We start from the raw sequence: 22,735 nt of genomic DNA, 5'->3' as shown, positions 1-22,735 counted from the left end.
ATAAATAATGTTAACGTAAAGCAAATAGTTATCAAATAATTTGATAATGAAAAGTGATAACTTTACATTTGTATCAGAAATAATAACTAACTAAAATTAAACAACAATGAAAGCAACAGAGTTAAACAGAAACGAAATCCACGCTACAGATTTTAAGAATTGGGCAAAATCCCGTAATATAAACGTATTGGATAGCCTCCCCGGAGTTGATTTAAAAACAGGTGATAAGGTAACCTTTACGAACGGTTACGGCGTTAAGTTCGAAGGACATACAATTTTAGGTTTTCGTACACCTCTTGAAGATGGCAGATGTGTATATCTCGATATAGATTGCTATTGGTTTGCTGTGAAACCTGAAGAATTAACTGTAGAGAATAAGGAAGATGAACCGGCGACCCCTGTCATCGGACAATACGTATTCGACACATATTATAATTGTAAAAAACAAGTGAAAGGCATCGCGAACGGATTGTTTTACATCGGATCTGATCACGAACCAGTACACAGGCATGAATTTATTTTCCCTTTACCAAGATAATTAACCCCGGCCCCTCCGGGGGCCAAAAACATACAAACATATGAAAGCAAGATATTTTTTAGACGGCAAAGAAATAAGCGAAAAGCAAGCGATAGAAATCGAGGCCCTTAACAAAGCCTATATGAGTAGCAACGATATGAACGACTGGCTAAAATGCCAGTTTATCACAAAGGTAAACGATATAAGGGACTGGATCCCGGAGCCTAATTTTAATTAACCCCCGCCGTCCAAAGTCGGCAATAATAAATTGTGATGGGTTGCAGCTCCCGGGGGCTGCAATTAAACAACGGGAATAACTAATTAAAAATAAATAATATATGAAAGCAATACAAATAGGTGAGAGAGTAGAGATAGTAGCAATGCCGGAAGGTTCATTTTATAAGAAAGTGAAAGGTATTGTAACCGAAATAAAAAACGGTTTTGTAACCGTTCAGGCTGACGAGGTAATGAGCAAATGGGGCAATGAATATAAGAAACACCCTTCTACATGTTCAACGGCCGGGCGAATCGAAAATGTAATAATATTATAACTCATAACTTATACCCCCTATGAACCCTGTAACTCTCTCAATCGGACACACTTACATATACAACACCAATTGCGGCGTTATGGAAGTAAACTACATAGGTCCTTTCCCGGCTATGCCCGGCGATGACTGGCACGACTTCCGGATAACCGGCAAGTACCAGGACGAAATAATAACCGTGTCCGGCGCCTCCATCAGCCGGGACTTGCGCCCGTCAATAGTGGACAGTGGACAGTTGATAGTGGAAAATGAAAAAAAATCTCCGGAGGTTGCCGCGGATGGAGCGCTCGCCCCTGCATATATGGCCGGTGAATCCATTTTGAAACCGGAGCCGGAGGCAATCAGTGAACAGTTAAAGCCCCTCCAACCTCCCCAAGGGGAGGCTACAGATAAAGTAGAAAAAGTTCCCCCTACGGGGGATAGGGGGCCGATATCTCCGGAGCTGAAAACACTGGATATAGCTTTCACATCCAAAGGCGGGCGCCTGATGACACATACTATAGAGGGAACTTGCACACAAAACGCCGTATTACATGCCTATTCTTACCTGTACCGGGAAGCGTTTCGGGGCGCGTCGGATATCCGGATACACGCCGGAGGCCACAGGGTCGGTATCCATGACATCCGAAAGCTCACGCCGCTTACGCTGTTATATCAGTTGGTAGGCGTCCCCGGTAATTAAAATTTTTTCCGGCACTGTTAACTGATAACTGATAACTGTTAACTGATTTACATATATGGCAGCAAAAACGCATTTTTTTTTCTAACTCATAACTTCTAACTCATATTCATATGCTTACCAAAACACCAAAATCAAAACCCCTTGCAGATAACAAGGCGCTCAGGTTCCGCGCTATGATAGCGTATATACATTCTTATTTCGCTTTTGTCGGCGAAATGCAGGCCAAGACTGACGGCCTGGGAGAAGGCGACTGTTTCCAGGTATCGCGTACCAAGTCGCCCGGATGTGATACGCATATATTCACCGGGAATAAATATACGGTGGAGATAACTATAAGGGAGAATAGTTAATTAGTTACAAGTTACTGTACCCTTCGGGCAGTTACAAGTTACAAGAAAAAGTAACCCGTAACTCGTAACTAAACAATTAACTTTATCTTTGTAAAACAATAATCTTTCGATGTATAATAAGTTTAAATTTTAGTTTGTTGAAGTCCCTGCCTGTGAAGGTCGGGGCTTTTTTCAGTTAACAGTAAACAGTTAGCGTTTTTTTTGAAAAATTTTTCCGGCACTGTTTACTGTTAACTGATCACTATTCACTGTTTCCGCATATATGGCGGCGATTTTGCATTTTTTTTCGGAACCGACTGTTTACTGCTAACTGTTTACTGTTAACTGATTCCTATATATGGCAGCAAAAACCGATTTTTTCCTGAATCGACTGCTTACTGCTTACTTTTACTGTAAAGCCCCCCGCGCCATTTTTCACCTTTCACTCTTCACTTTTCACCTTTTTTTGTCCTTTCCCTTTTTACAGCCGTCTCCTACTTTCGCTGCATGGAAGAAACGATCAGCATATCCGAAGCCGTGCGCCTGGCGCGTGAAGTATCGCAATTGCCGGAGCCGCAATGCAGGTTTACGATCTGCTTTTTTCCTTATTCGAGATCGAAGGGGAAAGCATCGGCAAAGCTGGTAACGAAGGAACATTGCACCTTCCGTACCCAGTTGCCGAAAGACAAGTTCAGCATCGACTCCGATAATTTCTTCCTGTACAGCGATGCCGACGGCCAGCCCCGTACCTGTTACCGGGTGCTGATGCGCTATATCGGCTTCGCTGTGGATAATTATAGATTGAGGAAAATCATATCAGTTAGCAGTAAACAGTAAACAGTAAACAGTAAATTTTTCACTTTTAGTTTTTCACTTTTCACTTAAAAACATGGAAATCTCCACCCTTGGCAACTATGGCCTGTGCATCGCCGAAGACACGGTAACGACGTTCCAGATCGGCGACCGCCCGATGAACAGCTCCGTGTTGAACGATCCCGGATTTGAAAAGGCCGTGATGCAGCCAGTTATCCCGATGTGGCTCAATGTGAACGGGTATAACGTATACGCCCGCGGCGAGCACAACCTCCAGTGTGAGGAAATCGAGTATACCATCAAGCGTAACCGCCTGCATCCCCGGCTGATCGATAAGCAGGTGAAGTTCCTGTACGGTAAAGGCCCGCACGGCTATTATATCACCACGGGCGAAGATGGCACGCTCCAGCGCAAGTGGTACCGCGACCCGGAAGTATTCCGCTGGCTGGAGTCGTGGCAAAAGAACGGTATAGAGGCCTCATATACCGATTTCGCCATGAGCCTTATCCGGCGTTTCTATACGTTTTACGATTATTTTGCCAAGCACCGCTTCTCCATAGGCGCGCAGTTCGGCATCGGCTACCCGATTACAGGCATCGAGCTTGCCGAAAACAAATACTGCCGCCTGGCCACGGCCAAGACCTTCGATGCATTGATGGAAATTCCCAACTACAGCGATTTCCGTTACATTGCTTTCGGCGCCTGGGGACTGGCCACTACCAAGTTCAAGATCTATCCGCGCTTCGATATCGCCGAAATTCATCGCTACCGGTATGCTGCCATCTCGCACCATAAGCAAAGCACGGTAGGCGACTTCTACGGCTGTAATGAAACGTACTTAGGTACCAAACCCTGGATACAGGGCGCGAACGACAGCCCCGACTATATCAACTCGTTCCTGAAGAACTCGCTTTCGGCCAAGATACATATCATTATCCCGGACGCGTGGATCGTATCCAAACGCAGCCAGATAAAGGCTATCTGCGAGGAAAACAAGAAGCGCAAGGCTGATGGCAAGCCCCTGCTTACCTACAACGGCATAGACATAGGCACCGACTACAGCGAGTCGTTCCTGGTGCGCTATATGAACTCGGAGATAAAGAAAGCTACCGAATTCCTGTCCGGGAAGAACAACCAGGGCAAGAGCTTCGTATCCTATTCGTTCCGTACCGGCGCGAAGGAGGAAGAGCGCTGGCGCTTCGAAACCATCGACATGAAGTACAAGGAATATATCGATGCTCTGATCGCCTATGACAAGCGTGTCGATGGCGTGCTCGTGTCGTCGATGGGGCTCGACCCTTCCATTACGGGCATATCGCAGGAGGGCGTTATCTCCAAGTCGGGAGCCGATGTATATTACAACTACATCGTATATCTGGCCTCGCTTACCGCCGACGACGAAATTTGCAGCGAAGCATTCAATTATGCACTTCAGGTGAATTTCCCGAAGAAGTACGAAGCCGGATACAGGATCGGCTACTACCGGGAAATACCGAGCCGGCAGAGCCAGGTGTCGGAGAATAAACGGATGGATTCGCTGAATGTCAGTTAACAGTAAACAGTAAGCAGTAAACAGTGAAAAACTAAGAGTGATAAGTGATAAATTAAATAATTTTAAAAAAAAAGCAAAATGAAAAAGATTGATTTTGAAACAGTGAAAGGAAAACAGGCAAAAGATTCCATATCAGGATTCGAAGGTAAAATAACCGCTATAGCTGAGTATATTGATGGTTATGTATCTGTTAGATTAACCCGGTTAACGTCTGACGGACGAATAACAGAACCTTGGTTTAGCTCCGATTCCGTAGATATTGCTGAATAATATTTAATTAATGTGCCAATGAAAAAGCTATTGGCCATTAGCTAACAGCTATTAGCTTAAAACATTGGCAATTTTTCATTCTTAATTCTTAATTCTTCATTCTTAATTATATGTTAGTTCTCACCCAACTCTTCCCTACCCTTGCCGACTTCACCGAAGCGGCTCCCGGCGTCGAAAAAGCGGGCGTTAATTTCGCTTCGCTGAATGCCATGGCCATCTCCGCGCGGAAGTCCATCACGGGCGTTATCTCCGAAAGCATCTGGACACAGATAGCCGGGGAAACGGATACCGATGCCCTGATGTATTTGCGATCCGCCTGGGCCAATCGTATCATGTACGGCTATCATATATTTATTACCGTCAGCAACCGGCACGAGAAAAAAGCTGATACTTACAAGTACGAGCTGGAGGCTATGCGCCGGCAGTATATCGACAACTACCACAACGCGATGGATTCGCTCCTACATATCCTGAGCGAAGATCCGGCCTATAACTGGAGCAATACATGGATAGCCCGCCAGATGGACGGCCTGCGCCTGCTTACCGTGCTCGACTTCGAAGCCTTTTACAGCATCGATACGTCGTACCTGTACTTTATGCGTACCGTGCCGATTCAGAAGAAAGAGCTGCTGATGACTTTCAACGGATATTACGAAAAACTGAATGCCGCCGGACGGAATGATTTACTGCCTAACCTCGATACAGCGCTCGTATATACCATCATTGCCCGCACGCTGCTGCAATTCGACATCATAGAGCTGCCGCCGACCATACGTAACTATTTCGACGACAACACCCTCTCGCGCAACGGTAAGGACGAACGCGACGCCCTTACCAATATGGCCGACAACTTCCTGTCCGACGCCGACAGCCTGCTGGGTAATATAGACCTGGCACTTACGGATAGTTCCGGCGATGTGGATACCGGGACCAACCTGAATGATGAAGGGAATAAGTATTATTTAATGTAAGGCCCCTCCAACCTCCCCGGAGGGGAGGCTTAGCCCCTACCCTAAAAAATAGAATAATATGAATGATTTAAAAACAAATACCCTCTCTGAAAGCCCCCTACGGGGGGTTGGGGGGCTGGATATAGAAATCAAAGGTAAACCCTACACCATCCCCAACAGCTGGGAGGCATTGACTCCGGAGCAATTCGTACACCTGGCGGGGCTGCTCAGGATGTATGCTGCCGGGGTGCTGTCCATGTCAGACGTGCGCCTGCGTTTCGTTATCTTCGTGCTGAGCGTGGATATGCGTTATATCCCCCGGAAACATGAGGACACCATCGCGCAGAACCTGTACCTGCTGCAGTCGAAAATCACATTTATTTTCTCCATCAGGTACCCGAAGGATGTATGGGCCAGCTTGTCTCCGGAACTGCGCCGTATAGCACGTAAAACGGAGCCGGGCGACCTGCCCGATTCACCGGAAGGCCGCGTCCTGCGCCGTGCGGAATATATATATGAACTCGATGCCTGCTTTGCCGCGCAGTTGTTGCCAGATCTCACCATTGGCGAAAGCTCCTATCCGGGCTATACCGTCAATACTTCCTGCGCCCTGCTGTCCGTATCGCTTACAGCCCGCCAGTATGTCGACGCCTCGGAATGCCTTTCGGGCATAGCCAAAAATCCGGAGCTGCTGCCCCTGCTGGCAGCGATACTCTATTGTCCATGCACGTATTCACCAGACCGGGCACACGGAAATGCCGCCCTGTTCGCATCTGCCGATCCGGCAACGCTCGAAGCCGTGGCACTGAACTTCCAAGCGCTGGTACTGATGCTATTTACCAAAACACACTTCAGCATCCTGTGGCAGCGGGGAAAGGATACAGGTAAAAACAAGCTCTCGGTCGGACTAAAGGAAGGTATCTACGCGCTGTCGGAAGACGGTTACGGCGATATCGACAAAGTAGGTGATATGTCGCTGACCGAATACCTCGAAATCCTCCGGAAGAAAAAAATAGATGCCGTGCGCACCCTGCACAGCGCGGATATGAAGCTGTCGGAGATAGCGGAGAAGACAGGGCTGGATATTAATACAATTAATTCGATAATTTAAGTAGTTACAAGTTACTGCGCCCTACGGGCAGTTACAAACAGTAAACAGTAAACAGTAAGCAGTGAATAACTCGTATCTCGTATCTCGTCTACTCGTAACTTATAACTCGTAACCTGTAACTCGTAACTCGTAACTAAAAAAGTAACTCGTAACTAAAAAAAACTATGCTGGTAAAAGATATATTTATGTTCTTCGCGCGGTTCCCGCAGAAAGCCGGGGTACTGCAAGTATTTAACAACGGACGCTCGGAGCTTCCGGAGTATGCGCAGTGGATGCAGGAGGTGAACGACCTGCCTCCGGCCCTGCTTCCGGATGTGAAACATTATATTTTCGGACCCGACACGCAGAACGTGGCAAGCGCCATCTCCGCCGCCCAGGACTGCTTTATGTTTGTCGACTACGGACAGATCGAGAACGAGATAGCCCCGCCGAACGTGCGCCGCGAATCGTTCCTGATAGCCATCACGATAGCCTTTCCGGGGCGCGACAGCAATAACGACCTGGCAGAGCGAGCCATCAAATCGGACCGTGCGCTCGATATGCTTTGCCGGATGCGCCACATGATGATTCAGGAAGAAAAATGTGTTCCCTGGCTGAAGAACTTCCAGGCCGACCATATTATCACGCCCTGGCTGTCCTACGATATGCCTTCATATGGCTGGACGGTCATGATACGCCGGCAGGGATATGATATGCTGAAGGGGAAGTAATCAGTAAACAGTTAGCAGTTATCAGTTAACAGTAGACAGATAATTGCATCGCCTTTGCTTCAACGAATGTTGTTTCTTCATTTTTCGTTTTTTTCATGGTTTGTGTTAGGTTTTTATTGATTCTGCCGCCTTGCTTGTGATAAGTAGGGCGGCTTTTAGTTAGTCGCACATTTGTACGTTTTTCCATAAATTAGTACATTGCACTGTTATTTTAAAAACCGGGAATATGAAATACAGTCCTTCGAGTACATACCAGATATTTTCTTACTTCCTTGTCCGCATGCAACTTAACCGTGCGGATATTATCATGCATAGCCCACGCCGATGTAATGACCAAACAGAGTCTTTAGATACGTTTATATCTGAATTAGAGTCTTATGGTTTTGCCCGCGAAGAGAGGCCTTTTGATGATGTTATCTTCCAATATGTATTAAGGGAATATCCGTTCGATTATATTGTAAGGTACCGGGACAATATGCGATTGCAATTCTTACTTTATTATACATCTGCCGCCGGGATTAGAGTTATGGCTGAATATAATAATTATGTCGACCGTACTATACGGTATTTTCACTACACGGAAGAAGTGTTTTATCACCTGACCGTAGAAATAGCCAAAATCGTATTAAAAAGTGAAGACGAGAGAGACGTAGAATATTTGCTGAACAGAAAACTCACTATAAAATGATACTTGAAAACGCCATAAAGGAAATTGCCAACTTTTATAAAGCAGATTATAATTACCTGCTTGCTGTAACTGAACTATGCCGACTGAAGGGTGTATTAACTAAACATGAACTTATGCAGTTTGATAATAACGGTATACCAATGTCAATCGTTTTGAAAAGCATTCTATCTATATCTTCTGTAGACGGATTAAAGGTCCTACTCGAAAACAATAAGATAAGCTTTAGTGATATTTCTTGTATTCTGGGTATTATCGCCCAGGACGCTAAACTTCAATTACAGAAAAGGAAGATTTAAGAAAATTAATTTAAAAATGAAATCAAATGAATTACGAATAGGCAATAGTATTCTGTTTCTAGGTGAAATTGTATCAGAGATAGGTTATGGTGTAATACAAGACATGGCAATGAAAGAAAAAGGAGTAAGAAATGAATATCTGGATAAATTAGTATTCGAGCCTATCCCCCTGACAAAAGATATACTATTGAAGTGTGGTTTAACAAAACATAATGATCCTGAGACTAGATATGATTATTTACACTTACATGTTCAAGGCAGTACAGCCAGAGATTCTTCTCACATAAGGTTTTATATTGAAGATAATGGTTCTATAATATGGAAAGGATGGATATTTAACCAAAATCAGGTAGATTTTTTTATCCCTTATGATTTAAAATATCTTCACCAACTTCAAAACCTCTATTTTTCATTAACAGGTGAAGAATTGAAAGTGCAATTATAAATATATACTAAAGAACATATCAGCCCCGCCCATCCCGGCGGGGCTTTTTCTTTCCCGCTTCGCGCCATTTTTCACTTTACACTCTTCACTTTACACTTTTTTTGTCCTTTCCCACTCCCTCCCCCGCGGCTAATTTAGCCGTATGATAACAGAAAATAATACATATACGATCAATATGCCGGAAGCATTCTCCAAGGCGGGAAAAGAACTGTCAGGCATACAGTCGACCATTGCCGGGCGCGATACCGTCAGGCGCACAGGCGCATTGTCGGCCCATATGAAATCGAATCCTTACAGCGTCACTTCCGGAAGCGAAGGCACTACCCTTACCATCACCTATCCGCTCTATATGCGCTTCCTCGACCTGCGGCTACGGGGCGATAAGCCTAAGAAGAGATACACGCCCATCTACAATAAATATGTATGGGGCTTCCTGATGGGATATATATACAGCCGTACCCGCGGCGGACTGGCACGGTTTATCGCCGAAAAACTCAAAGAAACAAAAATCGAAATCTGAATCCTATGATAACAAAAGATTTAGTAACGCTAGTCATCAAAAGCGAAGGCGTAGACAAAGCGACTATCGACCTCGATAAGTTGGCCAAGGGTGTCAAGGAGATAGAACTGGAGGCAAAAGATGCCAAAGCGGGTATCCGCGGGCTGAAGGATGAGAATAAAGAGCTGCAGCAGGAAATCAAGGAAGACGAAAGGCTGATTAAGCAGTATAACGCGGAACTGAAACTACTCCGTGAACAGGCACAGGGCGCCAGCGACAGGGCTAAGCAGTTATCCCAGAATATACAGAGGTTAACCCAGCATATCGATAATAATACTACACAGATAAACAAGAATAACACCACTATCAATACCCTGCAAAATACGAGCGAAGCCCTGAACCGCACGATGAAGGTTACGGATATGACCGTAATTCAACTTTCGAATCGCGCTGAATACCTACAGGGTAAACTTGCCAGCACGTCACAGGCGCTCGATCCGGCGAAGTGGGAAAAATACCGGTACCAGCTTCTCGAGGTCGAAACCCAAAAACAAAAACTGATAGTGAAATCCGAGGCTATGGGTAAATACATAAGCCTCGAAGGCAAGAGTATGGACCAACTGGCTGCCGCTGCCGACAGGCTCAGGAACAGGCTGGCCAATATGAATAAAGAAATGACGCCTGCCGCGTATGCCAAGGCATCGGCCATGCTGAACCAGGTGGAGACGCAGATGATAAAAATGTCCATGCCGGGCGAAAAGTTTATCCGTACAATCAAAATTACGGATATGACGATGAACCAATTGTCTGCCAGCGCCGAATACCTGCGCTTCCGGCTGGCCAATATATCCAAATCGCTAAACCTGGCTGAATGGAATAGATACAATAAACAGCTTCAACTGGTCGAAGCCCAGCAAAAGAAAGTAGCCGCCGGAGGCGATATAATAAAAACCCGCTTCGGCCAGTTGGGAAAAGCAGCGCAGGAAGCCGGCAAAACGATAGGTAAAGTTTTCCTACTGATGATGGTCTATCAGGTTATCCGTTTCTTTACCGACCTTATCAATAAAGCCCGTGAATGGATAGGCACGTCGATAGAAGTGGCATCCAAGGCCGAAGGCGTCATCCGTGCTTTCCGTGGCCTGGGCGATACAAAACTGCTGGACAAGCTGCGCGAGCAAACCCGGGGGCTTATTAACGATTTCACCCTGATGCAGGCGGCAGTCAAGGCTGATAAATACAAAATTCCTGTTTCGGAAGTCGGCAACCTGCTTGATTTTGCGGCCCGCCGGGCTATCGATATGGGCAAGGAAGTAGACGATTTCCAGAGGAGGATTATCGACGGTATAGGCCGCCAGTCGAAACTGGTACTGGATGACCTTGGTTTTTCTTCGGTAGAGATAAGCCGGGCGATGGCAAAAGAAGGATCCTTTGCCAAAGGTGTGATCGCTCTGGTTAACAAGGAACTCGAAAAACAAGGACCACGGGCGCTTACTGCAGCTGATATGGCAACCAAAGCAACTGTGAAGTGGGAGAATGCACAGCTCAAAGTAGGGAATCAATTTTTATGGATAAATAAACTATGGAGTCAGGTATCGGGTAAAATAGCGGACTGGGTAACACGGTTCGCCGAACGGCAGCTGCCCGATATAATGAATAAGCTGATAGATCTGTACAATCATTTTGTCACTGCGTACAATGGATCTGAACTGCTCAGGATATCCGTAGGTGGGGTTGCCTTTGGATTCAAATTGCTATATAATAATATGAAGCTGGCTTTTGATTTTGGAATAGGCCAGGCTATATTGCTAGGGAAGACTATAGAGGCAGCGTTATCCGGAAATATAGTTAAGGTAAATGAAGCTGTTGTAGAAGCTGCTGTTCGTAACAAAAATGCGTATAAGGATTATTTGAAATCCGTCAAAGAAGATTTTAAATCTCTTACCGAATTTACAAAAAACAGCAAACTGGAATATATTACACCCATAAGTGAAGAAGAAGTAAAAAAAACAGGAGGCGGTACCGGAGACGATGAAGATAAAAAGGAATTGCAAAAACAGAAAAAAGAACTGGCTACCCGCCTCGAAAATCTCGAAAACGCGCATAAAGACGAAATACTTGCCCTGAAGAAATACGCCTTCGAAAACAACCAGACGGATGAAGAATTGAAATATGAAACCCTGAAAAGCGACTATAAATACTATGCCGACAGGATGCAGCTTATAGGCAATTTTCTGGACGAGTTCAAGGTGAAAGATGAAAAATTCCTGGCCGATATCGGGAAGATGCAGGCCGATACGCGTAACTCGCAATTCGAACTTCTCCCCCAGTTCGACGCCAATAAGCTGGCCGAAGCCGAACATGGCCGTGATATTTCCCTGCAGATACTTCAGGCATGGGTAGACGGTGAAAAGAAAGCCCTGGAAGAGCGTAACCTCGGTGAAGAGCAAAGGGCCCGGGAACTGGAGCTGATCGATATCGCCGAAACCGAAACCCGTCTGGCCATCCTGCAAAAGTACGGCATGGATGTAGAAGCCCTGGAACTACAAAACGGACGTATCAAGGCCGAGGCCGTTAAGAAAGCAAACGCGGATACGCTAAAAGTTGAAGCTGATGCCGAAGCCAAACGCAGGGCCTTGCAGCGCTCCGACCGTGATAAAAACTATGATGTGCGATCCGGGTATGGTTTAACTACCGTAGCTGAAGATAAATCCCGTGAACAGCGCGGCCTTCAGGATTTACTGGCGGCTGACCTGATAGATTATGAAACCTATCAGAAGCTGCTTACCCAACTCAATAAAAAATACGAAGACGAGCGACTCGCTGTCAGGGAGCAGTATGGATTAGCCTCTGTCGGCGAACTGTACAACAGCGAGCTGGAGAATCTGAAACTACAGCACGAACAAAAATTACTCTCCGAAGAAGAATTCGAAGAAGCCAAGTTCAGGCTGAGAATGGAATATGCGTCTAAATATGTAGAAGAGCAACAGCATTGGAACGAAAAAAGTTCTAATCTTGTCTCCGCCCTGATGGAAGCCGAAACCGCCAAGCTCGACGCCGAATACGACGTGCGCATCGAAGCGGCTAAAGGCAATAAGGAAGAAACCGAACGGCTCGAAAACGAAAAGGCGCAGAAAAAGCTCGACATTGAGAAAAAATATGCCGATGTGCAGTTTGCCGTAAAAGCCTCGGAGATTATCGCGAATACGGCTGTGGCTATTATGACAGGCTATGCCCAGCTCGGGCCTATCGCCGGCACTGTGGCAGCTGTAATGCTGGCGGCTACCGGAGCAGCACAGTTGATCTCCGCCAATGCCGAACGCCAGAAAGTAAAAAATATGACCTTGGGAAACAGTAACTCCGACAGCAATACGAAATACGAGCGTGTACTTTCCACGCCTAAAGAGGAAGGCGGTTACTTTGTCGAGGCCGAAACCGACGCCGGCAAGAAATATAAGGCGCTCTACGATCCTGATAAGCGCGGGTTTGTGGATAAGCCTACTGTATTGGTCGGCGAAGGTCCTGCCGGGCAAAGCCGTGAATGGGTAGCCAGCAACGCTGCTTATAAAAACCCGACCATCCGCCCCATCATTGACCTTATCGACGCCGAACAGCGTGCCGGCACCGTGTCCACCGTGGATATGAACCGCCTGATACGCGCCCGCATGGCCGGATTAGATACGGGAGGTTTTATAGCCCGGTCTGAGCCTGGCCAATCTTCCCGCGGGGGACAGGGGGCTTCATCGACAGCAACCGTACCCGGCAACCGAGACATCCTGATGGAGATATACGACTTCATAAAAAACAACCGCCTGAAGGCCGAAATAAACTACCAGGAGCTGATGGATACAAAGCAAAAAATGACCGATTACGAAAGTTTCGGCACGAAATACTAATCAGTTAACAGTTAGCAGTCATCAGTAAACAGTAAAATTTCACTTTCAACTTTCAATTGCCAACTTTCAACTAAAAAACATGCACATCCGACTAAAAGATACCGGCGCCGTATTAGATATGAAACCGAATACAAAGCTAAGCGTTACGCTGAATAACCCGATGCTGAAGGAGCAGGCCTCGATGTCGCTGCCCCTGACCCTGCCGCGCACGCCTACAAATGTGCGCAGCCTGGGAGACGTGGATATCACTTCTTTGTATAAATACAAGCGTACCCGCGACGCGCTGGTCGAGGCCGGCGTATGGCAAAAACAGGGACTGCTGCGCATCGGATCAGGCAGCAGGGAGATAGAAGGAGCCGTCTATCTGGACGAATCGCCCATGTATGCCCGGATGAAAGAAACGGAGATGTCGCAGGCCTTCGATATCACGCGCCCGGCTTCGGACTTCCATGTTTCAGGGACATTCACCAGCGACCTGGACATGATGATCAAGTACATGGAGCTGGTGATGGTAGGTAATATAGAGGATGATTTTTACCTGTTCCCGGTAGCGACGGATCATTTCGACCAGGATATCACAAATTCCGAAGGTACTACGAACTATACGTTCTATCAGGTATTGAACGAACAATATTCAGCTCTGTATCCTGTAGCCGGCGATATGGATACGGATATGAACGGCAAGCCTTACTTCAAGCTCTGCGGACGCATCCCCCGCAAATATTACGAGGGCAGCAAATTCATAGACGCCCCGAAAGGTTATGCCATTAGCCCGTTCCTGAAGCAATCGTATGTATTGCGCCGTATTTTCGCATATTTCGGCTATGAGCTGCGCGAATCCATATTCGATACAGATCCGGAAATGAAGAAAATAGCCGTGCTGAATAATACTGCGGATTCAATTGTACATTCACAGTTGAAATATTCGCAACTGGTGCCGTCGGTGAAGATCAGCGACTACCTGCAGTCGGCGCGTACCGATTACGGTTGTGAGTTTTTTATCAGTCCCGATTATAAGTATGTGGATGTAAAGTTCTGGAACGATATACTCGACAATAAGGATTATATACCGCTCGACGATAAGATCAGCGACATACCGGAGATCAACCTTTCCGATTCGAAAATGATAAAGCTCACAAATAACCGTTCCATAGAATATTCTGATGTAAGCTTTGATACGCTGGAAAAATTCGAAGCGAATAAAGGACCTTTGATAAATACGCCGTATCCTCCCGTATCCGGCCCTGAGGGATATTATTTTATGCAGGAAGTAGGGCAGATCTGGCAAAAGTCGGTCAATGAGGCCGGGCAGACGGAATGGAAATACGATTCGCAATACCTGTTCGATGAATACAAGGATAAGGAAGATTCCGTAAACGATGATTACGACACCAGGGACAGCAAGCGCGAGCATATAGCTTTCCTGACGGTATTTGTGCGCTATTTCCGTATCGATACTATGCTTCATATAGGTACTAATTACTATATGCTGTACATCGGTAAGCGCCGGCATATGAATACGACACTCAAGGCGTTGAACGGCGCCGGAACAGATGACGACAAAGTAGTAGAAAGTAATAAGGATACGATGAAATGCCCTATTATGACAGCCTTTTATCGCGGGCGTTCATCTAATTACGAAGCGCAATATGCATATAAATGCGTGTACGGGAATATACACGGGTACAGCATGGCTGATGAAGGGCTTCCGTATCCCGGAGGCTTCGATCTGATATTCGGAGGCACCAACGGCCTGTACCAAAAATTCTGGACCAAATACGCCGCCGTTATCCGCGATTCGTTCAATGAGGTAAAACTTCCGCTGCGTCTCGGCATACAGGATGTGATGAATTTCCGTTTCGACAATATTTATATGTTCGATAACCAGCCTTTACTTCCGGAGAAGCTGGCATTCTCCATCGACCGGGACGATAAGGTAATGGTGAGCGAAGCTGTATTCAGGACAATTAAGTTGTATCTGGACAGTTAGCAGTTAACAGTAAACAGTAAACAGTTAGCAGTAAACAACTTGTATCTTGTATCTCGTATCTCGTTTACTTGTAACTCGTAACTGCCCGGAGGGCGCAGTAACTTGTAACTGTTTATTCTTCATTCTTCATTTTTAGTTTTTCACTTTTAGTTTTTCACTTTTTTTTGTCCTTTACCTTTCCCTCCCAAATCCTGACTTTTGAAACAAAAAAGTCATGCAACAATTAAATTTAAATCACAGTGAAATAGCAGTAGGCCTGATTTGTCTGGCCTGTTTCCTGCTCTCTACATTCTTTGTCGGCAAGTTTTGGGTCAAGTTCCGGAGCCGCCGGTGGATCGTTACTGTTTTCTGGGGAATACTGGCCGCCTGGTGTGTTATTGTCGACGGCGAACGGATCAGGGAGACTGCAACGATAATCGTTGTAGCCTGCGGTGCCGCACAGAGTATTATTTTTCAGCTAATGTCTACTTATGAACGCCTGAAGATCAATATCGGCAATCAGGTAAGTATAGAAGCGAATAATGATGTAAATAAAAAAGAAGAAGAATTATAAAACTAAAATAAAATGGAAAAGATAATTTATATTTTATTAAGCATTGCCTTCTGTTGGGGGGCTATCTTTATCAGTGTCACTCTTACGAGTATTAGATACAACGGACGTAAGGCCGAAAACAATAAACAGTCAACAGTTAGCAGTCAACAGCAAGTTGATTCAAAGATTTAATATTTAAATATTTAAACATTGAATTTTTAAACAACTCATAACTTTTCACTTATAACTCATAACTTAAAAACATGGCAAAAATTGAATTACTGATCCCGGTTATATTTAAATGGGCAGGCGGATGGGCCGACCATAAGAACGACAAAGGTGGTAAAACGAATATGGACGTCACCCTGGCGACATGGAAACAGGTGGGCTATGACAAGGACGGCGACGGCGATATCGACGCCGATGACCTGAAGCTGATCACCCGCCAGGACGTGGTGGACGTACTCCGGAAATATTACTGGAACAAGTGGAAAGCCGACCAGATAAACAACCAGTCGATAGCGAATATCCTGGTAGACTGGGTGTGGGGTTCCGGTATTCATGGCGTCAAAATCCCGCAACGGATACTGGGTGTAACAGCCGATGGTATCGTAGGGCCTAAGACACTGGCCGCACTGAATAGCTATCCGGATCAGGCCGGATTATTCACAAAAATATTCCAAGCCCGGAAAGTTTTTATTGACGATCTGGTAAAGCGTGATCCTACACAAATGGTATTTTACAAGGGCTGGATCAACAGGCTGAATGATTACAAATATTCAAATTAAAACATATGAAATATGCTGTTCTTATTCTACTTTCCATCGTTTTTACTTTCTGCCGGAGTAACCGGAACCTTGATAGCTTTGTACAAACAGATACAGAAAGCGCTTCAACAGCATCATCAGTACAGAAAGACAGCGCGGCCTCACAAACCCATCGCCGCGACAGTACATCGGATATCGCCTCCGAAAGACAATATATTCGAACAACCTGGTACCGGCCTGACGGTACTATACGCAAAGTACAGGAATCAGGGCGGGAATCTGAGCGAACTAGCATGGCTGTTAGCGATACAGGATCATCTGCTGTACACGTAAGCGAGAATAAGGCCGACAGTACGAGGAAGATAAAGCTGAAGAAACTGGAGACACAGCAGCTCAAAGAATTCACCGATTCGCGACCCGTACAGGGCAGTGAATGGGGCTGGTTCGCCGGAGCATTCGTGCTGATAGTCGTTATTTTCGGATATATAGAATACAAAAAAAAGTGAAAAACTAAAAGTGAAGAACATTTTTAAGTGAAGAATGAAAAACGAAGAGTGAAGAACGAAAAATATTTTTCACTTTTAGTTTAAATATATTTTTCACTCTTCACTTTACACTTTTCACTTACTGCTAACTGTTTACTGCTAACTGTTCACTGATATGATCACTATCACCAAAATACCCCGCCCCAATGTCTTCGCCGGCAATCCCGTTGTCTTCGAGCTGGAGAGCGACAGCGATGCTGTTGTCGTTGTGGAAACCATCGTTAACGGGCGTAGCTATTTTTCATCTTACTTCCCGTACCAGGATGAAGGCATATACCGGGTGAAGATGGAACTCTCCGGCTACCTGAATCCACCGGATACTCCCCTGGTTATTCCTTCAGGAGATATCGTAGCGTCTCTCGACGGCTTTATTATTCCCTATACCGTCAGGATCGGCGACAGCTACGAGTTTACGGGCAATGCCTTCCGGGGCGGCATCAGTAACAAAGTGTTCGCGCGCCTGGCGGATAACGGATATGACATATTTTCTTACCGTCTGAGTTCGCAGCGCCGCCAGTTCCTGTTCACCACCAGGACACATGACAGCGAGGTACGCCTCCGGGATACGGAGCTCTATCCCTTTGTCTTCCTGAACGGACAGTTGTCGCTTAGTTTCGTATCTCCATCCGGGAATGCTATCGATGTAAACACAGCAGGATTCGGCCCTGTCTGCGTGATGGATATAGAGGCCCTGCGCGCGGCATTCGATGAACAGTATGGCGAGATCCCGGATGTGATAAAAGTATATGCATCCGGAAACCTCGCCTTCAGCTTTGTAATCACTCCCGGAAAGCTGGCGGAAGAAAAATACAGGCTGCGCTTCCTGAACTCGCTGGGAGCATATGAAGTGATCGAGGTCACTACCCGCGCCTCCCGATCTTCCGAGTTCGGCGAGGAAGACCTGTACAACGTGATGAACGACTACGACTTTTTTGAAGAACGCAAAACACGTACATCGTCCAGGGACAAGATCGAAGTGGAGACAGGCCACCGGCTACGGCATGAGATGCCTTTCATACTCGATATGATAAAAAGCGAGGAAGTATATTTTATCCGGCCAAACGGGCAGGAGTTCCGGTGCCGGGTGACGACAGACGCCTTCAGGTATCGCGAACGGATCACCGAGCCTACGAGCATCCCGCTTACGATTACCGAGCTTACCGACGAACGCTTTGCCCTGCCGCCGATAGACTCATTCCCGGCTAGAATACAGGTGATACCGGTGGCGTCGATGTGGGACGCGGAAGGAAACGTAATTCAGTAAACAGTTAGCAGTTACGAGTTACTGCGCCCTCCGGGCAGTTACAAGTTACAAGAAAAATATTACTCGTAACCTATAACTCGTAACTAAAAATGTAACTCGTAACTTTTAATTAATAACTTATAACTAAAAAAACATGATCTACCAGGTAACAAAAGACAACCAGACATTGGAGATAGATGACAATGTATTCTTCGACAAACAGCCGAAAGAGTTCCGGCAGATGTACCAGACTGTGCGAATTATCGAAACTAAGGATGTAAAAGGCAATGTAATAACTACTATGCAGACTAACAATGCTGAATTTGATAACTGCTTTGTAGAAGTGTTTGAAAATGGTCGGGTAATAGTTACTTTAAAACAAGACAAAGATGCTACGATATAATTTCAAAGATAAGTACACGGATATTTTTGGCGTGGATGTCTCAAATAATTCGGCAACAAAGTATTACTCGCCTCTTGCTATAGCAGGAGACGGCACAAGGAGAAATCCTGCTAATCCCGCTTCGCCCACTATTTCCGGAAATCCCGGAGTAATGATACTGAGTCAGGGAATACATAGATATAATATAATTGAAACCGGCGCTTCAGGGTATATGGAAATTATAGGTTCCGGCATCAACGGGACAACATTAATCGGAACTGTAACCCAAAACGGATCAGTGCTAGGGTGGTATTTCAAGGATATGACATTAGATAATCTTATATTCAACTCGGCAGTTGGCATTACCATCGAAAAGTGTAAAATCATCACCATACTATCCAATACAACATCTAATAAGGCTTTTACAGTGAGGTCATCCCTTAGCTATGCCTTATTTCCCATCAATAATACGACAGTCACTTACCAGAATAATAATTCCTTTGCCGGCATTTCTTCTACCATAGGCTCAATGGCCGGTAATCTGCATACATGGGAAAAATGCAACCTGATTATCACACAGGCATCGCTCGACAGCTACAAAAACAATTACTATGCGTTCGACAACTGCAATTTCCGCATAGGCACGGAAACCGGCTATACCCCGCTGACCGGCACAACCGCTGAAGATTTAAGGACAGACTTTGTAAACAGGTGTACGGCTGCCGGGCTGATAGTTCCCCCGGATATTACCGACTACGGCATCACATTGCCATTGGGGCGCTGGATTTTTACCAAAAATCAAATTTTCGAGGGTATTACCTGGGCGGGATCAGAGATTAACCTGTTCGAAATACCAAGGTTTATTTTATTCGGCTATTCTGCTGCCAGAGGTACTAAGATACCAATCACGGCAAGCAATAATATTCCCGCCAGCTTTGCGCCGGCTAACCCGCATAGCCCGGAACTGGACATCGCCGATGACTCGCTCTCCGTAGACGAAACTGTCGATATCACCCAGCGCCAAAACTTCTTTATCGACTCCAAAATAATATGGCTGGGCGGCAAAAAGAAGCTGACGAACATAGATATCCCGAACGACCTGCCTTCCAGGTTCGGTGTATTGATAGACAGCATCCCGAACCTGCTGTGTGACGCCGGGCAGGCAGTGGCAAGCGGAAGCATAGAAGCGGGTGAGATCTATATGGTACGTTCATCCGACACAAATAGCGCATCTGTAACCTATAACGGCACGGCTTACAATTCAGCCCTGAGCGCCAGGAATAATATTTTCAAAGGCGTGGCCGGTGTAACGGCATTTACAGTCGCTTCCGGAAACCCGGTAGTGTATAAGGTAAACGATATACTGAACTACCAGTCCATCCAGGTGCGAATAGTAAGCAAGATACCGGAAGATATTATCACCTCCGGAAACCTGGCCGCAAACTACTGGTATATCGTGGAACACGACACGGACCAAGGTAATACGACCGATTATGTGACAGTCGGAGGCGTCAATTACTATGTAGGTGATTCGTTCCTTGTACCGGCAGGTGGGGCGGCTGTTGGAAGCGTTACCGGTACCGTACATCTTCGCCGTGTCTGGAATCAGGATTTCGATATAGCGGCGGAAGCCATCGACGCCGATTTCTGGCAGAACAAGCAAAAGCCGGAATGGTGCGATACATTACCCGAAGATCCCCGCTGTCTGATGAAAGACAATCACGCACTGGCGCACGAGATGGCACGGGGCGCCGACGGCAGGTATATCACGTCCGGGCATCCGGAGTATTATAACCTGATATTAGCCGAATCCGGAATACTATGTCCTGACAATATCTATATGTCCGGCGCATATATGCAGGTACGGCTGCCGGTAACAACTGTAAATCCGATGTAATAAACGAAAAATGATAAGTGAAAAACTAAAAATATTTATCACTTATCACTTTTAGCTTTTCATTTAAAAATATGGCAGATTTCGATAACGGCCTCCCTCCTTACGGGACAGATATATCAGGGGACAGCGTTAGCAGCGTAAATATCACCGGCGCGGTCGCTGAAGATCCGGAGATTGAGGATATCAACAGCGTAAATGTCAGCAGCTCGGATTACGAAGAACCGGAACTGGAGAATATAAAAGGCGTATTTGTGACATCCGAAGAAAGCGAAGATACGTCTTTCCCTATACAAGTCTTCTGTGATGAAGCGTGGGTAATGGCGGAATGGCCTGAATGGATCTGGCCGGACACACTGGCCGGAAACGGCAACGGAACGATACATATTGCCGTGTACAAGAATACCGGGCATGAACGCACGGGCATTATCGTTGTGCAAACTATCGACGGTCTGGCCAAGGCGACGCATACAGTCACCCAGGAAGCAGGCGGCACAGTTTATATAGCGAATATAAATATGACGCTGGCGGCTAATCCGGAAATTACTTCCGGACAACTGCTATTGCGTGATATAAAGGTGAACCGGCACGACAGCGAGCTGATCGAAGAAGTAGGACCGTTCAATGTCCATTCCGGGAAATCGGAACGGCAGGCGATTTCCTATTCGTCACTGGAGCCAAAGCCCGACGCGGTGACCTGTACGGTGTGGGTAGCCAATATAACGCCTGTGCCTGCAAACAGACAGGTGAATATTTTGTCCGCCGGTGTACTCGTGGGCACAATCATTACCGATGCGAACGGGATCGGCTCCATGGAGATGGCAATTCCGATCGTGAATACAGACATGGATAATTATACGATGGATATACAAGCCGTGGTAACTGAGGATTATGTCACACTTGATCCGGCGGCCCATCAATCGCCCGGAGCAGGGGATACATTCACATTACGTGTTACGTCGAACGCACGCTGGAGTATTTATGACCTGCCGGCATGGGCGCACGCGGATATCACCTCAGGAGGAGATGCGTATGGCGTCACGGTAACGGATGTGCATATTACGGTAGATGCCAATAGTGGCGGGCCAAGATTCGCACCGTTCTCGGTAATAACGGACAGCGCGGTAGCGACTGCGTATTTCCAGTTGTTTCAGAACGGGGCATAATGCAAGAAAGGCCCTGTCTCCCGACAAAGCCTTTACTTATAACCTTAAACACATTAATTAAATAATTTATTTAATTAATCTCATTGGGGGTAAAAGTACAAATATTTAACGGATTAAAGAAATAAAAAAAATAGGGCACAAACCTCACGGTCATGCCCTGAATTTAAACACTAACATTACATGGCAGATAATATCTGCCTCAAAAAACATAATGTAAAAGTAAAATAAATTTTTAATTAAAAGTAAATGATATGCTGATAATTACAACAGACAACAATTCAATAAAAGCGGAAAGAAACGGGAGTACGCTTTTTGTAGTCGCTAAGAACGCGGTTTCTTATAGATATGACAGTGCGAGGGTATTGCTCTATCCACCGGATACTGTATGTATCAGTGAGTCTTTTTCGAAAGGCGTCACGATGAACGGCACGCCCATCACGGCGGATAACATAGAGGCTGAATTTGCAGACTTTTTTGAAGTACAGGGCGGCGGGGGGGTAACGGATCATACATTATTAACCAATCGCGATGCGGCCGATCAGCATCCGATCTCCGCTATTACGGGGCTGACAGCTAGCCTGCAAGCCCTTGCTGCCATGCAGGGCAACTGGCTGGGGGTGGATTTTCCTACCTATGCCGACCTACTGGCCTATGATGCTTCGCTTGCTGAAAAACCAGCCGATAAGACATGGACGCGCGTCCATGCAGATGAAAACCCGCTAGGAGGCAACGGAAACCCATCGGTGTATGCGTGGCTTCGTAGCGAGATATCACCCGATACATTCGAAAATATACTTACATTCCAGTATGCAGTATATATACCGGATACGGAAATAGACCCGGTATTTACGGCGTGGAAAGGAGATACTTCTGTAAGAGCCGGAGCCGGTTCCAGTACTGCCGGGCCTTATTC

The 22,735-nt window shown here is 46.1% G+C and carries 26 protein-coding genes; 25 read left to right on the top strand and 1 reads right to left on the bottom strand.

Features of this window, described 5'->3' with window-relative positions; all coding sequences use genetic code 11:
* Window positions 1-106 precede the first annotated feature (106 nt).
* The 11 genes from ACFO6W_RS00145 to ACFO6W_RS00095 all read left to right on the top strand — a co-directional run bounded on the left by ACFO6W_RS00145 (window position 107) and on the right by ACFO6W_RS00095 (window position 7,482).
* Window positions 107-538: a hypothetical protein gene (locus ACFO6W_RS00145; protein ID WP_379993277.1), complete on the top strand. Its 432-nt coding sequence runs from the start codon at window positions 107-109 to the stop codon at window positions 536-538.
* A 40-nt stretch (window positions 539-578) separates the two neighbouring features.
* Window positions 579-755: a hypothetical protein gene (locus tag ACFO6W_RS00140; protein WP_379993276.1), complete on the top strand. Its 177-nt coding sequence runs from the start codon at window positions 579-581 to the stop codon at window positions 753-755.
* A 100-nt stretch (window positions 756-855) separates the two neighbouring features.
* A complete protein-coding gene (locus ACFO6W_RS00135) occupies window positions 856-1,068 on the top strand; it encodes a hypothetical protein (RefSeq protein WP_379993275.1) in 213 nt (70 codons plus the stop codon).
* A 19-nt stretch (window positions 1,069-1,087) separates the two neighbouring features.
* On the top strand, window positions 1,088-1,747 hold the full coding sequence (locus tag ACFO6W_RS00130; RefSeq protein WP_379993274.1) for a hypothetical protein: 660 nt from the start codon (window positions 1,088-1,090) through the stop codon (window positions 1,745-1,747).
* A gap of 110 nt (window positions 1,748-1,857) precedes the next feature.
* On the top strand, window positions 1,858-2,097 hold the full coding sequence (locus ACFO6W_RS00125) for a hypothetical protein (RefSeq protein WP_379993273.1): 240 nt from the start codon (window positions 1,858-1,860) through the stop codon (window positions 2,095-2,097).
* A gap of 486 nt (window positions 2,098-2,583) precedes the next feature.
* The gene (locus ACFO6W_RS00120) at window positions 2,584-2,913 is read left to right on the top strand and encodes a hypothetical protein (RefSeq protein WP_379993272.1); all 330 of its coding nucleotides are present in this window, start codon (window positions 2,584-2,586) and stop codon (window positions 2,911-2,913) included.
* Window positions 2,914-2,965: 52 nt separating this feature from the next.
* Complete coding sequence (locus tag ACFO6W_RS00115; RefSeq protein WP_379993271.1) at window positions 2,966-4,441, top strand: hypothetical protein; 1,476 nt, start codon at window positions 2,966-2,968, stop codon at window positions 4,439-4,441.
* 78 nt (window positions 4,442-4,519) lie between these two features.
* Window positions 4,520-4,711: a hypothetical protein gene (locus ACFO6W_RS00110; protein WP_379993270.1), complete on the top strand. Its 192-nt coding sequence runs from the start codon at window positions 4,520-4,522 to the stop codon at window positions 4,709-4,711.
* A 110-nt stretch (window positions 4,712-4,821) separates the two neighbouring features.
* Window positions 4,822-5,682, top strand: a complete 861-nt coding sequence (locus tag ACFO6W_RS00105; RefSeq protein ID WP_379993269.1) for a hypothetical protein — start codon at window positions 4,822-4,824, stop codon at window positions 5,680-5,682.
* Window positions 5,683-5,740: 58 nt separating this feature from the next.
* Entirely contained in the window at window positions 5,741-6,772 is a 1,032-nt protein-coding gene (locus tag ACFO6W_RS00100; protein WP_379993268.1) for a hypothetical protein, read from the top strand.
* A 164-nt stretch (window positions 6,773-6,936) separates the two neighbouring features.
* Entirely contained in the window at window positions 6,937-7,482 is a 546-nt protein-coding gene (locus ACFO6W_RS00095; RefSeq protein WP_379993267.1) for a hypothetical protein, read from the top strand.
* Window positions 7,483-7,507: 25 nt separating this feature from the next.
* On the opposite strand, the gene ACFO6W_RS00090 is transcribed toward ACFO6W_RS00095, so the two are convergent.
* Window positions 7,508-7,669 (bottom strand): hypothetical protein, encoded by a 162-nt coding sequence (locus ACFO6W_RS00090; protein ID WP_379993266.1) that lies wholly within the window; start codon window positions 7,667-7,669, stop codon window positions 7,508-7,510.
* A gap of 39 nt (window positions 7,670-7,708) precedes the next feature.
* Here ACFO6W_RS00090 and ACFO6W_RS00085 point away from each other — a divergent pair, with 39 nt between their 5' ends.
* From ACFO6W_RS00085 to ACFO6W_RS00020, 14 genes are all read left to right on the top strand, one after another.
* The gene (locus ACFO6W_RS00085; RefSeq protein ID WP_379993265.1) at window positions 7,709-8,170 is read left to right on the top strand and encodes a hypothetical protein; all 462 of its coding nucleotides are present in this window, start codon (window positions 7,709-7,711) and stop codon (window positions 8,168-8,170) included.
* Window positions 8,167-8,466 carry a hypothetical protein gene (locus tag ACFO6W_RS00080; protein WP_379993264.1) on the top strand — a complete coding sequence of 100 codons (300 nt, stop codon included), beginning with the start codon at window positions 8,167-8,169 and terminating at the stop codon, window positions 8,464-8,466. The genes ACFO6W_RS00085 and ACFO6W_RS00080 overlap by 4 nt, the downstream gene beginning before the upstream one ends.
* 16 nt (window positions 8,467-8,482) lie before the next feature.
* Window positions 8,483-8,911, top strand: coding sequence for a hypothetical protein (locus ACFO6W_RS00075; RefSeq protein WP_379993263.1), 429 nt, complete (start codon window positions 8,483-8,485; stop codon window positions 8,909-8,911).
* Window positions 8,912-9,053: 142 nt separating this feature from the next.
* Window positions 9,054-9,431, top strand: coding sequence for a hypothetical protein (locus tag ACFO6W_RS00070; RefSeq protein WP_379993262.1), 378 nt, complete (start codon window positions 9,054-9,056; stop codon window positions 9,429-9,431).
* Between the two features lie 5 nt (window positions 9,432-9,436).
* Window positions 9,437-13,303, top strand: coding sequence for a hypothetical protein (locus ACFO6W_RS00065; protein ID WP_379993261.1), 3,867 nt, complete (start codon window positions 9,437-9,439; stop codon window positions 13,301-13,303).
* Window positions 13,304-13,382: 79 nt separating this feature from the next.
* Window positions 13,383-15,293, top strand: coding sequence for a hypothetical protein (locus tag ACFO6W_RS00060; RefSeq protein ID WP_379993260.1), 1,911 nt, complete (start codon window positions 13,383-13,385; stop codon window positions 15,291-15,293).
* A 214-nt stretch (window positions 15,294-15,507) separates the two neighbouring features.
* Window positions 15,508-15,846 carry a hypothetical protein gene (locus tag ACFO6W_RS00055; RefSeq protein WP_379993259.1) on the top strand — a complete coding sequence of 113 codons (339 nt, stop codon included), beginning with the start codon at window positions 15,508-15,510 and terminating at the stop codon, window positions 15,844-15,846.
* A 242-nt stretch (window positions 15,847-16,088) separates the two neighbouring features.
* On the top strand, window positions 16,089-16,613 hold the full coding sequence (locus ACFO6W_RS00050) for a glycoside hydrolase family 108 protein (protein ID WP_379993258.1): 525 nt from the start codon (window positions 16,089-16,091) through the stop codon (window positions 16,611-16,613).
* A gap of 5 nt (window positions 16,614-16,618) precedes the next feature.
* Window positions 16,619-17,098, top strand: a complete 480-nt coding sequence (locus tag ACFO6W_RS00045; protein WP_379993257.1) for a hypothetical protein — start codon at window positions 16,619-16,621, stop codon at window positions 17,096-17,098.
* A gap of 154 nt (window positions 17,099-17,252) precedes the next feature.
* Window positions 17,253-18,401 (top strand): hypothetical protein, encoded by a 1,149-nt coding sequence (locus tag ACFO6W_RS00040; protein ID WP_379993256.1) that lies wholly within the window; start codon window positions 17,253-17,255, stop codon window positions 18,399-18,401.
* A 133-nt stretch (window positions 18,402-18,534) separates the two neighbouring features.
* Entirely contained in the window at window positions 18,535-18,783 is a 249-nt protein-coding gene (locus tag ACFO6W_RS00035; protein WP_379993255.1) for a hypothetical protein, read from the top strand.
* Window positions 18,770-20,659 (top strand): hypothetical protein, encoded by a 1,890-nt coding sequence (locus ACFO6W_RS00030; RefSeq protein ID WP_379993254.1) that lies wholly within the window; start codon window positions 18,770-18,772, stop codon window positions 20,657-20,659. The genes ACFO6W_RS00035 and ACFO6W_RS00030 overlap by 14 nt, the downstream gene beginning before the upstream one ends.
* A 71-nt stretch (window positions 20,660-20,730) precedes the next feature.
* Window positions 20,731-21,822, top strand: coding sequence for a BACON domain-containing protein (locus ACFO6W_RS00025; RefSeq protein ID WP_379993253.1), 1,092 nt, complete (start codon window positions 20,731-20,733; stop codon window positions 21,820-21,822).
* A 251-nt stretch (window positions 21,823-22,073) separates the two neighbouring features.
* On the top strand, window positions 22,074-22,735 hold a 662-nt coding region (locus ACFO6W_RS00020; RefSeq protein ID WP_379993252.1), incomplete at its 3' end, for a hypothetical protein.

Origin of the sequence: Dysgonomonas termitidis, assembly GCF_042654545.1 — a bacterium.
Classification (GTDB): Bacteria; Bacteroidota; Bacteroidia; order Bacteroidales; family Dysgonomonadaceae; genus Dysgonomonas; species Dysgonomonas termitidis.
The sequence above is the reverse complement of the archived record's forward strand: the minus strand, read 5'-3'. Positions and strand labels throughout refer to the sequence as shown.